This is a genomic window from Polyangium sp. 15x6 (genome assembly GCF_029960785.1).
Taxonomy (GTDB): Bacteria; Myxococcota_A; Polyangia; order Polyangiales; family Polyangiaceae; genus Polyangium.
In genome coordinates this window covers 112,710-127,523 of the sequence record NZ_JASBQE010000029.1, presented here as the reverse complement: position 1 = coordinate 127,523, position 14,814 = coordinate 112,710, and the positions used below count along the sequence as shown (strand labels likewise).

Sequence of the window (14,814 nt, the reverse complement as noted above, 5' to 3'; positions counted from 1 at the left end):
GCGGCGGGCGCGACGGGGGCGCCGCGGGAATCGTGGAGACGGCGACCGGCGGCGGGACCTGCACGGGCGCCGGAACGGGCACGGGGACGACCGGCGGCGGCGCGGCCACGGGCGCGGGCGGCGCGACCGGCGCGGGCACGACGGGCGGGACGAACGCGGGCGTCGAGATCGATGTGGGCTTGGGCGCGGCCTGTGGCACCGACGGCGCGGGCTTGGGCACGGGCGGCACGGGCGCGGGGGAGACGACGGTCCCCGGCAGCGAGGCGCGCGCCGCCGAGGGCAAGTGCGGGGGCTTCATCGTCGGCGGCTGCGGCGTCTGGAGCTGCTGCTGCCAGGCGCGCGGCGCCGACGGCGCCGACGATTGGAACGGCAAATCCCCCGCGAGCGAGGGCTGCGGCTCGCGCGCGGCCGGCTGCAGGGACGCGGCCGCGAAGGGCAACGCCGCGCGGCGCGCCGCCTCGGCCTCCGCCGCCGAGATCACGTTCGTCTGGGTATGGTCTTCCTCCGAATACCCCTTCGATTCCGAGGCCGCCATGGCCTGGACGATCTCGCCCCAGCTCATCTCGTGGCCGGGCATCTCCATTCCGACGATGATGCGCCCCGGCTCGTCCGGCCGCGAAAGCGGGATCTGCACGCGCCAGGTGAGCGTGGCGATCCCGCGGTCCGTATCGATCCAGAGCGCGTCGGCGCGCACCTTCTGCCGTTGCGCCGGCCCTTGTCCGCGGTCGACGAAGATCGCGGGCCGCACGCCCGGCAGGTTCGTCACGAGCCGCGCGTGCTCCGGGTGCAGGTTTTCGAGCACGATACGCTCGTTGTCGCGCAGCGCCGTGAGGAGCTGATCCGAGGGCGCGGCATTGAAATACGCCTCGCTCGGCCCTTCGAGCCCCACGCCCGCGGGCGGCGGCGCGCGCCCCACGAGGTCCGCGCGCGAGGGCCAGCTCGTCGCGATCGGCGCGTAGCACACGGGCGGCACGAAATCGTCGGCCGAGGAGACGTACATCCCGAGGGGCTGCAGGTTCGGCAGCGCGCGCCTTCCATATCCATCGCGCACGTCGGCGCGCACGCCGACGGGGTTGTTCGTCCCGGGCCCGCCGCCCGCGCGCTCCCACGTGAGGCGCATGCGGGTGAACCGGCTGCCTTCCTGGAGCGAGCCGTCGGGCAGGAACGAGCGGTCGCAGAACACCTCGATCGACTTGTCGATCTCGCCGACGATGAGGCGAGCCACGAGCGATCGGACGGCCTGCTGGTTCGGCGCGTAGGCATAACCGACGAGCGTGACCTCGGGGCGCGGCTTGAGCGGCACGAGGTCGCTCGCGGCGCGCAAGCTCCGGTTCGGGTCGTCGTCCCAGTGATCGTCGGCCTCATTGAGGGCCTCTTGCTCGTTGTTGAGCACGGCCTCGCCGGGCTGGAGCCAATACGTGGCCTTGCAAACGACCGTGAGGACGAAGCCCCCCGCGCGCTTCTGCCACACGAGAGATCCGGTGCGCAGGGGACCGACCGAGAGGATTTGCATCGCACCGGAGCCTATCTCAAAAGGCACGGGATCGATGGGAAAAATGGAAGGGACGTCGACGCGGAGAAGCCGGACACGGGAGCGGTGCGTCATACGCTACCCGTTGACGCCGCCGGAGCGGGTCGATACCCCTCGCACATGCACAAACCAATCTCGGGTACGACGACAGGAAGGTTTCTGCTCCTCGGCCTCGGTCTTGGCCTCGGGCTCGTCGCGAGCCGGAGCGCGTCCGGGGAGCCCGTGGAGGAAGATGGTGTGCCGCCCGGCATGGTGGCTCACGTCGAAGGTGGTGTTTGTCCCCCTGGATGGGCCCCCGCGCCGAACATCGAGGGACGTCTCGTCGTGGCGGTCGCCGAGGGCAAGGATGTCGGCGTGCAGGTCGGCGAGCCGCTCGGAGACCGCGAGGATCGCACGCACACCCACGACTATGCGGGGGAGATCGTCCTGCCCTCGAAGGCGATCGCGGCCGCCGACGGGAGCAACCAGTCGGGGGCGCAGGCGCAAACGTACGCCATTGCAGGGACCACCGACCCGGGTGTGTCGGGCCTTCCTTTCGTGCAGGTGATCGCATGCGTCAAGCAATGAAAAGCGTGGCCACGATCGCGGCGATCGCCCTCGTCACCGCTTGCGCGGCCGGCTCGGTCTCGACGACCGGCGGAGCATCGGAGGGCGCCGGCGGGAATGGAAGCGGCGGGAGCGGCGGCGGCAGCGCGGGCGGCGGCCCCGGGGCGCGCGGCGACGCATTGCCCACGAATACGATCGGGTTTTTCCAGGTACCCGCCTGCCCGAGCGGATGGGAGCCGTACAAGGCCGCGGCCGGACGAACGATCTTGCCGACGATCGCCGACGCGTCGGGCGGCACGACCGTGGGCGAGCCGCTCCTCAGCGGCGAAGAGCGGCCCCACACGCACGGCGTGCATGCGACGTTCGACCTCGTCCCCATCACGTATGCGGGCGCCCCGGGCGGCGGCAACCAGGGCGTCGCCGCGGCCGGCACGGTCGAATTCGCGACGACCTCCGAGGAATCGACCACGGGTTTGCCTTACGTACAGCTCCTCGCGTGCAAGAAGCTCGCGGAGCCCGTCGCCGGGGTCAAACCTTTGCCGAAAGGCATGCAGATCTTTTACGACGGCCCCAAGTGCCCCACGGGCTTCCAGCAGGCCGCCGCGACGCAAGGCCGGCTCGTCGTGGGCCTGCCGAAAGACGCGCCTCCGGATCTCTCGTTCGGCGGCGAACCTCTTTCGAGCGCGACCCCGCGCACGCATATTCACGGAGGCGAGGTCTCGCTCGCCACGACCTCCCACGGCATCGGGCTCGTGAGCAACGGCGCCGCGACCGGGTATGCGCGAAACGACACGTCCACGAGCCCAGCGGAGACGGACGCGAGCGAGGCGGCGCTCCCCTGGATCGAGCTCGTCCATTGCGAGAAACTGTGACGGAGAACGTGAAGGCGGCCCGAGGCGCGGGCGTTTTGCGAGAACAGGCCCCCCTCGCCCTGCGCGAGCTCGCCTCCGGATTTCCGGGAGCGGACGCCGCGGGGCTCGTGAGCGCGATCCTGCGCCTCGTCGTCGTCCTTTTCGCGTCGTCGCGCGGGCTCATTCCAGGCGACGACCTCGGCGCCCTCCACGCCGAGCTCAGCGCGGCCGACCGCGCCTCGCTCGCCGATCGTCACGACGCCTGGCCGCGTATCCTCGCCCTGTTTCGCCGTCTTCACGAAGGCACCATCGGACAAACTCCGCCCCCGAGCCCTGCCCGGTGCGGCTCGCTCTTCGACGCGGACGCGTATCCCTTCCTCGAAGGGCCGCTCTCCGACGCCGTCGTCCTGCGTATCCTCGACAAACTCCTCCTCGCCGCGGGCGAGCGCCTCGTCTACGCCGACCTCGACGTCGAGCATCTCGGCACCGTCTACGAGACCCTGATGGGTTTTTCCGAGGAGCGACGCCGCCTCGGCGCCCATTACACCTCGCCTCTCCTCACGCGGATCATGGTCGAGCGCACGCTTGCTCCGCTCGTGCGCCCGGACGCGAGCCCCGAAGAGATTCTCGGCCTCTCGGTCTGCGATCCCGCCATGGGCGCGGGCGCGTTTCTCGTGCAGGTTTGTCGGTGGCTCGCCGATCGCCTCGTCGCCGCCTGGGAGCGCGCAGGAATGCCCACGGACGCGCCGCCCGACGAGGACCCGCAATCCCACGCGCGGAGGCGCGTCGCCGAGGTTTGCCTGTACGGCGTGGATCGCAATCCCATCGCCGTGGACCTGGCCCGCGTCTCGCTGTGGCTGCTCACGGCGCCGAAGACGCATCCATTTTCGTTCCTCGAAGCCAGCCTGCGCCACGGGGATTCGCTCGTGGGCCTCGGGCGCGAGGAGCTCGAAGACGTCTCCCCCGCGCTGGTACGCGAACGCCTGGCCGAGGCCGCGGCAGTGCGGCGACGTTTTTTCGAGACGGCCGATCCGGACCACCTCGCCGAAGCCGATCGTGCCATCGCGCCGCTCCGCACCGTGAGCCATGCCCTGCTCTCCGCGCATTTCGCCTCGGAGAAAGAAGCCCAGAAAGAACGCCTCGCCGCCCTGCCCGATCTCGCCACGCGTCATCTCGCCGGCGAGGGCGTCGCCGAGCTCGAAGCCGAGGCCGCGGCGCTCGCGACCACCCGCTCTCCGTTTCACTGGCACATCGAGCTGCCCGAGGTCTTCGGCCGCGGCGGCTTCGACGCTTTCGTGGGAAACCCGCCCTGGGTCTCGTACGCCGGCCGCGCCGCGCAGCCCCTCGCGGACGATCTTCGCGAATTCTATCGACGCACGAATCCCGCCTTCGCGGGATATCGCAATCTGCAGGGCCTCTTCGTCCACCAGTGCGCCCGCATGCTCCGTCCCGGAGGTCGGCTCGGGCTCGTCTTGCCCACGTCGATGTCCGACCTCGGCGGCTACGAGCCCTCGCGCCGCGCGCACGACGTGCTCTGCGCGTGCGACGACGAGCTGCCCGATTTCGGGGACGCCTTCGAAGGCGTCTTTCAGCCGAGCATGGGCCTGCTCTCCACGCGCCGAAACGAAAAAACCTCGCTGGGCACGGCCCTCGCCTGGCCGCTTTCGCGCTCGGACCTCGACGCCGAGACGAAGGCCCTCCTCGAAAAACTCTCGGCCCTGCCGAAGCTCCCGCCGCACCTCTTCGGCGAGCGGGGTTTTCAGAGCAACGGCGACGACGTCCGGCACCTGCACGAGCGCGAGGCGCCCGACGGGCGTTTCCAGATCGGCCTGCGCGTGGGCGGCGACATCGAGCCGTTTTCCCGGCGTCCTCCGCGCCTTTATTGCGATCCCACCGATTTCGCCGGTCGCTTTCGCAAGGACGTCGAATGGCTCGCCGTGCGCCTCCTCATCCGCCAGACGGCCCGCTTCCCGATGGTCGCGCTGTCCGACGGCCTCGCCTTCCGGAATTCGATCCTCGCGGGTTTCTCCGACGATCAATGGAGCGCGGCGTTCCTGCTCGGCTGGCTCAACGCGAGCCCCGTTCGCTTCTACCATTACATGCGGCACCGCGACGCCCGGCAGGGAATGCCGCAGGTGAAGATCACCCACCTGCGCGCGCTCCCCGCGCCGGCCCATCCCGAGCTCGTCCCGGAAATCGAGGCGCTCGCCGAGAACTTCGGCGCCCGCAATCAGGGCATCCGCCGGTCCGAGCAGGACGCGCTCGACGACCTCGTCGCCCGCGCGCTCGGCCTCGCGCCGCCGGAGCGAGGGCCCATCGAGCGGTGGGCGCGGACCGTGACCCCGGACCGCGCCCCCTCGCCTTGACGCCTCACCAGCCCTTGGCCGTTTGAATGGCGGCCGCGAGCTTGTCCGCCATCTTCTGGTGCGTCGCGACGCTCGGGTGATAATCGCAGCCAATCCCGTCCACGGCCGAGTTCTGCTCGCCGAGGTCCACGAACCCCACGTTCGTGTCGCCCTTCGCCTTGCGGGATTCGACCGCCGTGTTGATATGCTGCTTCGCCTTCGTCAGGTGCATCGCGCCGGCCGGGTACGTGTCGGTGAGCATGGAGCCCACGGCGCAGAGCAAGTACGCGTTCGGGTAATGCCCGCGCAGTTTGTCCAGGAACCCGGAGAGCGCGTCGACGTACGCCTGCCCGGGGTCGCCCTTGGCAAAATCGTTCGTCCCGAGGTTCACGACGACGACGTCCGGGATGTAGGAAAAACTCCAGGTCGAGGCGGGATCATCGGCGAGCGTGCGCTCGAAGCGGACGGGCATCTGGTTCTCCGTCACGCCTCCGTAATCGCGATACACGCCGATCCCCGAATACGAGATCCCCACGTGCGCGGCCCCGAGCTTGCGCGCCGCGATGGCGCCGTAGGCCGAATACTCGTCCTCGGTCTCGGGCGAGAATGGGCAGAGCGGGCCCGCGCCGGTGTTACCATAACCGCAGGTGATCGAGTCGCCGACGAGCTCGATCTTGCGGCTCCACGGCTCGGGCGTGGGGACGAGCGCGCCGCCGGGCGCCGGCACGAAGCCCTTGAACTGCACGACGCCCACGAACGACTCGGTGCGCTTTTCGAGCAGGACCGTGTGCTCCCCGGCGGGCAGGTTCGCCGCGAGCGTGTACGTATCCTTCGCGCTGCTCGTCGCGAGGTCGGTCGGCGGCCCATCGTCGATCACCACCGCGAAATGGTTGTTGCCGGCGTCCGCGAGGCGCACGTCGAGGCCCGTGCCCGAAAAACGCGCGACGATCGTGCTGCCCGGCCAGGCGAAACGCGGGTCCGCCTCGTTCGTGAATCGACCGATGAAATGCACCTCCGCCATGGGGCCGCCGCCCCCGGCGCCGCTCGACGACGAGGAGCCCGAGGAGGACGACATGCCGCTCGACGACGCGCTGCCGCTCGATGACGAGGAGCCACCGCCACCGCCCCCCGAGCCCGATCCCTGCGAGCTTCCCCCGCCCGAAGGCGAGCTGCAAGCGAGGGCGAAGAGAGCGAAGGAGGCAAAGGACGCAAGCGCGAGCTTCTGCATGCACGCGAGGATCGCTCCCCGGCGCGCCGCTGGCAACAGCGATCACGTCTCCGGAGAAATCGAAATCGTGCCGTGCGATTCGTCGAGCGCTTTCTCCCGCCGCGGCAGCTCCACCCGGAACGTGGAGCCCACGCCCGGCGCGCTCTCCACCCGCACGGTCCCGCCGTGCGTCTCCACGATCTGCCGCACGATCCACAGCCCGAGCCCGAGGCCGCCGAAGGACTGGTTCGTGACGGCGCGCTCGAATCGCTCGAAGATCTTGCCCTGATCCTCGGGCGCGATGCCGACGCCGTGGTCGCGGACCGTGAGGCGCGCCATGCCCTCGTCCGCCTCGAGCTCGAGCTCGATCGGCTTGCCGCGGCCGTACTTGATCGCATTGCCGAGGAGGTTCGTGACCACCTGCTCGATCCGCAGCCGATCCCACGTGCCCCAGATAGGTTTGTCATGGTGAAACGCGAGGGGACACCCGGCCTCCTCGGCCTCGCGCCCGAAGCGCGTGACGACATCGTGCACGAGCGCGCAGAGATCGACGTCGTCGAGGCAGAGATCGAGCTTGCCGGCCGTGATGCGCGAGACGTCGAGCAGGCGATCGATGAGCGCCGCGAGCCGACCGACCTGGCGATAGGCCACCTCGAGCGCGGGCGCCATGCGCTCCTGCGAGACGCCCGCGCGCGCGTCGCGCACGAGGCGCTCGAGCTGCAGCTTGAGCGGCGTGAGCGGCGTGCGGAGCTCGTGCGAGGCGACGGCGAGAAAGTCGTCGCGCGCCGAGATCGCCTGCAGCGCCTCGTGAAAGAGGTTCGCGTTGCCGATGGCCTGCGCCTCCATCTGCTTCGCCTGCTCGCGGATCCGGTCCTCGGCGAGCTTGAGCGGCGTCACGTCCACGTCCATGCAAACGAATTCGGTATCCCCCGTGATGGTCGGGATCGCAAAGATCGTCGAGTAGACCCAGATCTCGCCGCCGTCCTTGCGGTGGCACGACCATTCATTGGGCCCGTTCGGGTTCCCCGTGCGCGCAATCTCCTCGAGCGTCTCCACGAACTTCTGCGTGGAAGGCGTATCCAGCATCATGCCGTCGAGCGTCTTGCCCACGACCTCCTCCTCGGACCAGCCGAAGAGACGCTCGGCCGCGCGATTCCAGTAGAGAACCCGGCCTTGCATGTCGTACCCCTCGATCGCGACGTTCGGCGTGTTGGCGACGATCGCGCGCAGGCGCGCCTCGGCATGCCTCCGCGCGACCTGCGCGAGCCTGGTGAACGTCGCGTCCTGAAAGACCGCGACGCCCCCGCGGACGCGCCCTTGCTCGCCCGGGATGGGCCGCGCGGAGACGAGGACGTGAACCCCCTGCGACATACGCGGGTTCTTCACGTAAAGCTCGACGTCGTCCACGCGTTCGCCCTGGAGCGCTCGCCAGAGCGGGACGGTCTCGGCGGGGCAAGGCGTCCGCTCGTCCGGCAGGAAAATGCCAAAGGCCTCGTTCCACGCCTCGGGTGGGGCGTCGACGGGCAGACCGACGAGGCGCGCCGCAGTCTTGTTCCACGCGACGATCCGGCCGGTCTGATCCGCCATGACGATCGCCTCGTCGAGCACGTCGAGGGCGCTGCGGAGGAGAAGGACGGCCTCGGCGGTAAGGTCATGAATGCCGGAGAAGACGTGTTCCGTCATGGGCTCCTCGCGCTACCCATTGCTCCTCGTTCTGCTCCATTCCGGCCTCCTCTCGTCTCGATACGAATCGGGCGCGTACGACTCCGGAAAGTTCGTAGGCGCGACGGCGGACGTTGTCGAGGGCCCGCGACCGCCGCCCGGGATGGACAGGCGGGCGGCCTTCACGGCCCGTACCAGATCGGCGAGCTCCAGGCGCGGTGCTGCACCGTCTTCGGGAGGGACGCATCGGCGCACGCCGCGGGCGCCGAGGCCGGATCGAGCCCGTTGCATTCGTACGTGCTGTAGCGGCAGCTCGGCACCTCGACGGCGCGGGCATAATAGAAGGCGCGCTCTTTCGGATCGAAATCGGGGTCCGTCCAGACCACGCAGAGCTCCTCCGCGCCCTCGGCCAGCACCTCGCATGTCGACGTATCCACGGCGGGCTCCGCGGCGGCCGCGCCCGCGACGTCGTAGACCTTCTCGTGCACCTTTCCTTCGCGCACGTAACCTTTGATGATCTGGAGCCGCTCGAGCGGCCGACCCGGCCAGCTCGCCGTGCCGGGATCGGCGCTCGCCTGCACGAAAAACGTCGGATCCGATCCCGACGACGCTCCGAGCATCCCGCCCATGGGAGCGCCGGCGGCGTAGGCCTCTTCGAGCCGCTCGGGACGCCCGCAGAGGCCCGCGTCGTAGCCGAAGCCGCCGAAGAAGCGGATCGGAATGCGGGGGCCGCTCGTGGCGAAGGTCTCGCGGCGGCGGATCGCCTCGAAGATCGACTCGCGCGAGTTCTCCTCGGCCCAGACCCCCGCGAGGCCGCCGGGGTTGTTGATGACGCCGTCGTGCGTCTCCGTGCCGACGCCGAGGCGTTTGTCCGGGGTATCGTCGACGAGCCCGACGTGCCCGGGGAACCCCACGCTGGAGGTGTTGCCCGGCGTGCCGTTGTGGGTGTCGGTCGAGCCGATGAGGCCGAACTGAAACGGGTTCGCGCCGAGGCGCTCGGCTTCGAGGAGGCCGGTTTTCAGGACATACCGGAGAAAATCGTGCCGGTGCGTGCAGCCCCAGAGGCGCATGCCGCCCGAGCCGGGTTTGTCGCCGCATTGCTCGTCGTCGTCGGGCCGGAGCTCCTCGAAGTCGCAGAGCGGATCGACGTCGGCCTCGACGTCGAGGAAGCCATTGCGGCACTCGCTCGATCCTTTGTGCTGAAAGATCTCGGCGACGGGCTCCATCTCCGCCCGGAGCGCCGCGCGCGAGGCCTCCTCCTCGATCGTCGCGCCGCCGGGATACCTGGGGTCGAAGAGCTGGCCGTTCGAGAGGTTCGAGTTGTGCGGCAAGACCAGCACGTCGCAGCCATTCTCGGCGTTCTTGCATCCGTCGCGCAAGAGCGTCCAGAGGTCGAGCGCCGTCGGGGCCTCGAAATACGTGACGGGCAGGTCGGGCACGATGTCGTTCACGAAGATCACGTTCCGGTGCAGGTTCGAGATTCCGAGCGTGTTCGTGTATTCGTACCCGACGAATGAGGTGAACGAGCAGGACGCCGTGCGATCGTAGGCCGCCTCGGCCGCGTCCTGCATGGCCTGCCAGCGCTCGCGCGCCGCGGCCTCGCAGTCCTTGCCCTCGCCGCAGAGCTCGCCCACGCGCATCGGGTTTGGCTGGGAGAGGCGCACGGCGAACGTGGAGGCGCCCTGCCCGACCTTCTCGCGATACGTCTGGCAGGTGAACGTGTCGTACTTGGGCGAGGTGGGCGTGGTGCAATGGTACATCTCGCCGAGGAACTCGCCGTGATCGGTGACGGCCACGAAATCGAGCGGCCTGTCGATCCGCGCCTCGCGCGTGCCCTTGCCCGACGCGTCGAGCGGCGGCAGGAGGATCGCCTCGCCGCGCGCGAAGCGATACGCGTCGGCCGGCGTGACCACGGTGTCGTACGAACGCGCGTCGAAAGAAAATGCCGTGTGGACGTGAAGATCGCCATAGAGCGGTACGCGTGTGGGCACGCGCTCCGCGCAAGGCGCCCGCGGCCGCGGCGCGCGCGGGGGCGCCGCGGGGGAAGGCGCCTCCGCGCATCCGTCGAAGAGGAGGGGAAGAAAAAGAGCGAGCGCGACGATCCTCACCACGCCATGAAAAGCGTGCTCGGCGCCGTCGTCAAGCTCAGCAACCGGGCACGGTGACGTCGACGTCGAGCACCGCCGCGGCCGTGACCATCGTCTCCTTCGGCGGGCGCTTGCCCTTCGTCGTGGCCGTGAGCTTCATCGAGGGCGCGACGACGTACGGCTTCAGCTCGGCGCCGGACACGACGAGCTCGAGGGAGGTCTGCCCCTTCGGGACGGGATCGATCTCGGCCACGAGCACCTTGGGTTGTCCCTCGGTCTCCGCGTGGAACGCGAGCGATTCGAGGAAATCGAAGTTCGCCCCCGCAGGCCCGTCGATGACGAGCGAGAGCGAGATCATGCGTACGGAATCGACGTCGTCCTTCGTGACGCCCTGGTTGTCGAGCTCCTGCGTGAGGTTGATGCTCTGGAATTCGTCGAACGCGAGGACGCCGAGCAGCTCGTCGAGGACGGTGCCGGCGGGGATCGTCGCCTTGGCGCCGACATCCACTTCGAAATTATCGATGTTGTCGCAGCTCGTGACGACGGCTGCCGCGACCGCGAGGATGAGGTTCTGGAGCGCGACACGGCGGTCCATGCGCGCGCCGGGGAGCGGCTTGTGCATGCCTCATTGAGCCTCGATCCGCGGCGCATCGCAAGAGGCCGGGCGCACGAACCGCGCCGTTCCTCGAGGTCTGGCCGTCAATTCATGAACGCCCCGCGATCCCAGACCCCCGCCTGGGGCCGCGCCGATTGCTGGATGTCCGTCGTGACCGTACCGTACGTGGCCTGGTTGTAGACGTTTTTCCCGGTACCGTCGCCCTGACCGCCGTTCTTCAGCCGGAGATCGCCGCCCGTCGCATTGATGAAGACGCTCGTCACCGTGGGCGTGTTCGTCGTGTCGTTGCCGGACGAGGCCAGGGGGACGGGCGCGCTGAAGAGGTTGTTGTTGAACCCGAAGACGAGGTTGCCCTCCGCCGAGTCGAGCGAGACGCCCGCGCCCGCGCCGAGGTTCACCGCCGTGCTGCCGCCCGTGATGCTGAACAGGATGTTGTTCGTCAGCCGCCAGCGCATCTTGCCGCTCGACGCCGCGGCGCCCCAGACGCCGTACGTGCGGGCGAACATCGTGTTGTTCGTGAAGATCAGGTTGAAATCGACGCCCCCGCTGCTGCCCAGGAAATTGACGAGGTAGGCATTGTTGCTCGCCGCCTCGAGCACGTTGTTCCGGACGATCAGGGAGGCCACGCTGGCCGTGTTCGGGCCGGATCCATTGATGGCGTAGGTCGTGGCGCCGTTGCTCTTGCCCTCGACGCAGACGCGGTTCGAATCGAGGATCGTCGTGCCGCGCTGGTTGCCGAACTGGATGGCCGCGTGCGTGGTGGAGGTGGTGGAGCGGGCATACAGGTCATTGCCGAAGAGCGTCGACGTGCTCCCCGGGCAAGCCGTCGCGCCGAGGGCCGCCGAGGTCGTGGCGCCGCCGCTGAACAGCGTCTGCACGTAATTGCGCACGAACGTGCCGGCGCGGAGGTTGTGCTGCGTGAGCGAGCTCGTGGGTGACGCGAGCATCCTGAAGCCGCCCCAGACCGCCTTGTTGTGGTCGAGCGTGAGCTGCCCGTAGAACGCAGTGGGATACGTGTCCGGGTTCCAGTTCGCGAACGAGGAGCTGAACCCGCCCTTGATCGTGAGCTCCTTGGCCACGATGACCGAGGTCGACGCGTAGCCGCCCTGCGCGACGAGGATCGTGCTGCCCGCGGGGGCCATCGCCACGGCCTTGCAGAGCGTCGCCCAGGCCTTCGCGGGGCTCTTGCCGTCATTGTTGTCGTTGCCGCCCGCAGCATTGACGTAATACTTGACGGCCGTCTCGGCGATCGAGAGCGCGATGCTCGACGCCGGGGGGAAGACCTGCTCGCAATTCGTCGTGAGCGGGTTTTGCGCGGGGATCGCGAAGCTCGCGCAGCTCCCCGAGGCGATCGTCGACGAGCCGCAGGCGCCGCAGGCGAGGCTCTCGTCCACGTCGCCGTCGCAATCGTTGTCGAGGCCGTCGCAGACCTCGGCCGACGGCTGCACGTTCTGCACGCAGGTGACGATGCCGCCCACGCACGTCTCGGTCCCCGCCGCGCACACGCCCTTGTTGAAGGAGAGCGTGCAAGCCGCGCCGCCGTTCGGGTTGCCCTCGTCGGTCGTCCCGTCGCAGTCGTTGTCCTTGCCGTCGCAATACTCCATTTCGGGCAACTTCGAAGGCTTGCACTGGAGCTCGCCCGCCACGCACAGGGTCTTGCCCGACGAGCACTCGCCCGGCATGTCCGTCGTGCACGGTTTGTCGGCGTCGACGCCGTGCGTGTCGATCTCGCCGTCGCAGTCGTTGTCCTTGCCGTCGCAGATCTCGTCCACCGGCGGCGGCGCGGCGCAGATCAAGGAGCCCACGAAGCACTTCGTCTTGCCGAACGCGCACTCGCCCATCTGGCCCGTCGGGCAATCGATGCCGCCGCCCGGGTTGTCCTCGTCCGTCGTGCCATCACAGTCGTCGTCGGCGTTGTTGCAGGTCTCCATCGTGGGCTTCGCGTCGGGGATGCAGTTGAGCGCGCCGCCATCACAATGGTACGTCCCCGTGGCACATTGCCCCGGCACCCCCGACATGCACGCCCCGCCGCCGCCCGGATCGCCGTTGTCGACGATGCCGTTGCAATCGTCGTCCAGGCCGTTGCAGGTCTCCTCGACCGGGTCCTTCGGCGTGCATTCTGGCGGATCGCCGCCGGCCGGGTTGCAGGTGGACACGGTCACCTGGCAAGCGCCCTCGCCGCAGACGATCTCCGGGAAGCCGTCGTCGACGATGTTGTCGCAATCGTCGTCGACCGCATTGCAGGTCTCGAGCGAGGGGAGCGTGTCGCCCTCGCAGGGCCCCCACGTGTTCTCCGCGATGCACGTCTGCGAGCCGTCCTTGCACGCGCCGATGTTCCGCGTGTCCGGCGAGCCGGTATAACAAGCCTGCGTCTCGCCGATCTTGCAGGGGCAGCCCTCGTCGACCTGACCATTGCAGTTGTCGTCGATGCCGTCGTTGTCGTCGTCGCAGAGCTCGTCCTGCGACGGCGAGCCGGGCACGCACGGCACGGGCATACCGTCGACGCACGCCTCCACGGTCACGCGGCAGACGCCCTCCCCGCAGCTCGCGAGAGGCAGGTCGTCGATCGTGCCATTGCAATCGTCGTCGAGCCCGTCGCAGGCCGTCTCCACGGCCGTGCACTCCGACCCGCCGCTCCCGCCCTGGCCTCCGGCGCCGCCCTGGCCGCCGCTGCCCGTGCCGCCGGGCCCCGTCTGCACGAGCACCGGATCGTCGACCCCGAGGGCTGCATTGCACCCGACGGCCCCCGCCCCAAACCCCACGAGCACGAGCCCAAGCACCAATGCACGCCGCATGACCGAGTTCCCTTTCGGGCGCTAGAACTGCCCCGTCCAGTACAAAGAAGAAGGACCCACGACGAGCGACGTCGTCTGCGTCTTCGTGCGCTTCGGCGCGGTCAAGAAGAGGGCGAGGCCGCCGGCGAATACGACGCCGCCCGCGACGAGGAGCCCCGTGGAGAGGTTTCCCGACTGATAAGCATCCTTGCGCGCGTCGTAGCCGAACTCGTTGCAGGTGTTGCCGGCGCAATGCCCGTCCACCTCGCTCTCGTCGCGCTTGTCGATCGCGCGGAGACCGAAATACGTGCCGACGGCGCCTGCCCCGAGCCCCGCGATCCCGAGCCCGAGCCCGATGATGCGCTGGGTGCTGAAAAAGCTCTCCTTCGGCGCTTCCGGAATGCGGTCCGGCTCGCGGGGCCCGAGCAGCCCGGAGGGGCCCTGCGTCGTCGTCGCCGCATTCGCAGTCGTCGACGTCGCCGGATTCGTCCCCTTGGGCGGCTCCTGCCCCTTCGTCTCCGGGGACGATTTCGGCTCGGGCTTCGGCGCGGCCTCGTCCTCGAGCGCCTGCACCGCGACCGTCAGCTCCGCGCCCTCGGCGATGGCCAGGCTCTTTTCCCAGGACTTTTTCCCGGGCGCGCCGGCGTCGACCACGTGCTCGCCGCGCTCGGCCGGCAGGCGCGTGCCGAACACCTCCCGCGCGAGCGGGACCCCGTCCAGCGTGACCACGAGGTTCGGGAGCGCGAGGACCGCCTCGGGCACGGAGACCGTGATCCAGCCGAGCCGCGGCTCGATCTCGCCCATGCGCGATTTCGCCTCGCTCCCGCGCTTCTGGGCCGTCGACTTCTCGGTAAAACTCTTCGATGTCGAAGCAACGCGCGCCGCGTCGTCCACGATGCCCCGGTACGTCTCCCAGGCCCGCGCGAGACGGCCCATTCTGCGATAACAATCGCCGAGGCCGATGCGCGCGCCGAGGCCCGGGCGCAGCTTGACGACCTCCTCGTATTTCGGGCACGCCGTCGCGTAATCCTCCGCGATGAACGCCGCGCGCGCCTCCTGGAACAGCGCATTCGCCCGCGCCTCGTCGGCCGGGTCTCCCGCGCGCGCGCCCGGCGCGACGAGGATGACCCCGAGCGCGACGAACGAACGAACGATCCACGCGCTTGGTTTTCCGCTCATCATGGGCAAAGCGGTC

Annotated in this window: 10 protein-coding genes; 3 read left to right on the top strand and 7 right to left on the bottom strand. The window is 69.3% G+C overall.

The window, feature by feature from the left end; all coding sequences use genetic code 11:
• Positions 1-1,513, bottom strand: a 1,513-nt coding sequence (locus tag QHF83_RS22510; RefSeq protein WP_282419957.1) for a DUF2169 domain-containing protein, incomplete at its 3' end; no start/stop codon positions are given.
• A 138-nt stretch (positions 1,514-1,651) separates the two neighbouring features.
• On the opposite strand from QHF83_RS22510, the gene QHF83_RS22505 reads away from it, so the two are divergent.
• The 3 genes from QHF83_RS22505 to QHF83_RS22495 are packed head-to-tail and all read left to right on the top strand — an operon-like array spanning position 1,652 to position 5,294.
• On the top strand, positions 1,652-2,098 hold the full coding sequence (locus QHF83_RS22505; RefSeq protein ID WP_282419956.1) for a hypothetical protein: 447 nt from the start codon (positions 1,652-1,654) through the stop codon (positions 2,096-2,098).
• A complete protein-coding gene (locus tag QHF83_RS22500; RefSeq protein WP_282419955.1) occupies positions 2,095-2,949 on the top strand; it encodes a hypothetical protein in 855 nt (284 codons plus the stop codon). Before QHF83_RS22505 ends, QHF83_RS22500 begins: the two co-directional genes overlap by 4 nt.
• 8 nt (positions 2,950-2,957) lie before the next feature.
• Positions 2,958-5,294: an N-6 DNA methylase gene (locus QHF83_RS22495; RefSeq protein WP_282419954.1), complete on the top strand. Its 2,337-nt coding sequence runs from the start codon at positions 2,958-2,960 to the stop codon at positions 5,292-5,294.
• A 4-nt stretch (positions 5,295-5,298) separates the two neighbouring features.
• On the opposite strand, the gene QHF83_RS22490 is transcribed toward QHF83_RS22495, so the two are convergent.
• From QHF83_RS22490 to QHF83_RS22465, 6 genes are all read right to left on the bottom strand, one after another.
• The gene (locus QHF83_RS22490) at positions 5,299-6,501 is read right to left on the bottom strand and encodes an SGNH/GDSL hydrolase family protein (protein WP_282419953.1); all 1,203 of its coding nucleotides are present in this window, start codon (positions 6,499-6,501) and stop codon (positions 5,299-5,301) included.
• 42 nt (positions 6,502-6,543) lie between these two features.
• The gene (locus QHF83_RS22485) at positions 6,544-8,163 is read right to left on the bottom strand and encodes an ATP-binding protein (protein WP_282419952.1); all 1,620 of its coding nucleotides are present in this window, start codon (positions 8,161-8,163) and stop codon (positions 6,544-6,546) included.
• 161 nt (positions 8,164-8,324) lie between these two features.
• On the bottom strand, positions 8,325-10,253 hold the full coding sequence (locus tag QHF83_RS22480) for a DUF3604 domain-containing protein (RefSeq protein ID WP_282419951.1): 1,929 nt from the start codon (positions 10,251-10,253) through the stop codon (positions 8,325-8,327).
• Between the two features lie 34 nt (positions 10,254-10,287).
• Positions 10,288-10,851 carry a hypothetical protein gene (locus QHF83_RS22475; RefSeq protein WP_282419950.1) on the bottom strand — a complete coding sequence of 188 codons (564 nt, stop codon included), beginning with the start codon at positions 10,849-10,851 and terminating at the stop codon, positions 10,288-10,290.
• A 77-nt stretch (positions 10,852-10,928) separates the two neighbouring features.
• A complete protein-coding gene (locus tag QHF83_RS22470; protein WP_282419949.1) occupies positions 10,929-13,640 on the bottom strand; it encodes a MopE-related protein in 2,712 nt (903 codons plus the stop codon).
• A 21-nt stretch (positions 13,641-13,661) separates the two neighbouring features.
• Positions 13,662-14,801 carry a tetratricopeptide repeat protein gene (locus QHF83_RS22465; protein WP_282419948.1) on the bottom strand — a complete coding sequence of 380 codons (1,140 nt, stop codon included), beginning with the start codon at positions 14,799-14,801 and terminating at the stop codon, positions 13,662-13,664.
• Positions 14,802-14,814 lie beyond the last annotated feature (13 nt).

Coding starts and splice junctions, on each gene's coding strand:
- QHF83_RS22505 (WP_282419956.1), top strand. CDS start 1,652: ATGCACAAACCAATCTCGGGTACGACGACAGGAAGGTTTCTGCTCCTC.
- QHF83_RS22500 (WP_282419955.1), top strand. CDS start 2,095: ATGAAAAGCGTGGCCACGATCGCGGCGATCGCCCTCGTCACCGCTTGC.
- QHF83_RS22490 (WP_282419953.1), bottom strand. CDS start 6,501: ATGCAGAAGCTCGCGCTTGCGTCCTTTGCCTCCTTCGCTCTCTTCGCC.
- QHF83_RS22485 (WP_282419952.1), bottom strand. CDS start 8,163: ATGACGGAACACGTCTTCTCCGGCATTCATGACCTTACCGCCGAGGCC.
- QHF83_RS22475 (WP_282419950.1), bottom strand. CDS start 10,851: ATGCACAAGCCGCTCCCCGGCGCGCGCATGGACCGCCGTGTCGCGCTC.
- QHF83_RS22470 (WP_282419949.1), bottom strand. CDS start 13,640: ATGCGGCGTGCATTGGTGCTTGGGCTCGTGCTCGTGGGGTTTGGGGCG.
- QHF83_RS22465 (WP_282419948.1), bottom strand. CDS start 14,801: ATGATGAGCGGAAAACCAAGCGCGTGGATCGTTCGTTCGTTCGTCGCG.